The following is a 2,136-nucleotide window of genomic DNA, read 5'->3' as shown; positions in this document are numbered from 1 at the left end:
GTGGTGAGGGGCGATCGCATAGCACGAATAACGCTATATATTAAGTTATGCTGCAAATTTAAAGAAAGCGATCGCAGCTTACAATGAAGCACTTGTACACTACAACCCCGAACAGGAACCGCTCAAGTATGGCATGATTCAAAACAACATCGGCACCGCCTGTTGGAATCTAGCACAATACGAACAACCTGCCGAAAATCTCCAGCTAGCTATAGATGTCTACATTGAAGCTCTCAAGTATCGCACTCCAGCTAATGTTCCCAGCGCCTGCGCTGCTACACAAAATAATCTCGGTACTGCCTACTGGCATTTAGCAAACCTATCTCAAACAACTAAAGAGGCACGGCAAAAGTATCTGCAACTATGTATCAGCGCTTATGAAGAGGCCATAGCTTTGGCTCACTCACTTAGCGGTACTCTTTTAAGTTTTGATTTGCTTGCCTCTTATAATAACCTGGGACTGGCACATTATCAGCTAGTAATAGATAAGTCGTTTAATGGCGACAAAGCAACACGTTCTCAACACCTAGAAGTAGCATTAGACAACCATTTGCAAGCCTTAAACGGATTAAGCAAACAGCCAGAGGCTTATCAAACAACCTTTAATTATATAGTGAAAACTATTCGTGCTTTTCATAATGAATTAGGCATACAGGGACAAAATCTGGCTTTATCTAAAGTTCCTAGTCAGTTGTTGCCAGAGATTTTGTCAAAGCTATAAAGCAATACGCTTGGGTTAAGGATTTTTGGTATTGATTTTAGGTATGTAGAGACTAGCAATTGCAACGTCTCTTGCATTGGATTTGGAGCTTAACCCAAGCATATTGAGCTATAAAGCATATACCAAAAACCCTTGAAAAAGAGGCAGGGGAGTTCTTAGCAAGGGGGATAGACAAGAATTGGGATTCGACACTTCGGCTACGCAGTTCGACTGCGGTTCTATCGAGCGGAGCCGAGATGCTCACCGTAGACTCAGTGACCACCCTACCTGTTGCGCTAGCTTCCCTGCGAAGAGCTGCCTTACCTCTTGTTCAAATTGTCAAGATTCGGTTGGAATTATACGCTTTTTTATCCCTTGTGGTTGGTTATCCTTGAATTCGACCAAGAAATCACATTCGTCTCAATAGCGCGGCGAGTGTAAAAACTTTCTATTGACTTGACAATTCATCAAAGAACCAAGTAAGGTAACGATCGCAATTACTGTTTTACTAATTACAAATTGGTAAAATATTTTTTGACAACTCATAACCTTAACTTAATTAATAAAGTTTTTGATAGTATTTACTAATGTATAAATCCAGTAAAATATTGGCGTATTTTACGTAAATTTCCTAATTAAACTGGAGATATAGTTTAAAAAAGCTCCAAAATGAGATTTGGATACTTAAGTTATGAAACTAAGTTTGGTTTTTGCGACTGCTATATCTAGTTTTTTTGTGGGTGCGACCATAGCACTTGGTTTCTCTGACCAAGCAGATGCTCTAACTTTTTCTGGTATCTCTACTGGTACATGGGAAGAACCTACTCCAGGAAGCACCAATATCAATCCCAATCCCATATACACAGGTGTGGGAAACAACACATTTACTTGGGGTGATGCTAATGTGTGTCTACCAAGTCCAAATCCTACTGGGTGTACGATAACAGGCTCAAATAAACTTACCTTGACTGGAAATTCGTTTTCAACTGACATTAACTCTGTATTCAAAATAGCTGATTTAACTTACTTTAATGGAACGGTAGTTAAAGGTACAAGCGTTGAAAATGTACCTTTAAATCTCAATGTATCCTTTAGCGCTCCCGTTGGAATCAGTCAAGTTTTTGACTTGAAGTTGCATCTAGTAAATACACCTAATAGCGCAACAAATTCTCAAGAAGAGAATGCAGACTTTGTATTTATAGACGAAAACTTGAATAATCCCACTTTTACCTTTGAAGGCAATAAATACACGTTTGAACTAACTGGTTTTAATCCAGACGTTGGCCAGATAAGTATTAAGGCTCTTGAAGGAGGCACAACTAAAACAGCTATTTATGCCAAAATCAAAACTATACCTGAACCGAGTTTTTCCGAGAAAGTTTGGGTAATGGTGTACTTCTAGAAATGGTTGCAATTCCTGGTGGGGAATTCTTGAT

The 2,136-nt window shown here is 39.2% G+C and carries 1 protein-coding gene and 1 pseudogene; both read left to right on the top strand.

Annotation, left to right across the window (positions count from 1 at the left end; all coding sequences use genetic code 11):
• Positions 1 to 55: 55 nt before the first annotated feature.
• Positions 56 to 721, top strand: a pseudogene (locus LC574_RS37105) (tetratricopeptide repeat protein); the annotation flags it as partial.
• A gap of 670 nt (positions 722 to 1,391) precedes the next feature.
• The gene (locus tag LC574_RS37100; RefSeq protein WP_229458619.1) at positions 1,392 to 2,102 is read left to right on the top strand and encodes a choice-of-anchor K domain-containing protein; all 711 of its coding nucleotides are present in this window, start codon (positions 1,392 to 1,394) and stop codon (positions 2,100 to 2,102) included.
• Positions 2,103 to 2,136 lie beyond the last annotated feature (34 nt).

Source organism: Nostoc sp. CHAB 5715, assembly GCF_020829685.1.
Classification (GTDB): domain Bacteria; phylum Cyanobacteriota; class Cyanobacteriia; order Cyanobacteriales; family Nostocaceae; genus Nostoc.
The sequence above is the reverse complement of the archived record's forward strand: the minus strand, read 5'-3'. Positions and strand labels throughout refer to the sequence as shown.

Coding starts and splice junctions, on each gene's coding strand:
- LC574_RS37100 (WP_229458619.1), top strand. CDS start 1,392: ATGAAACTAAGTTTGGTTTTTGCGACTGCTATATCTAGTTTTTTTGTG.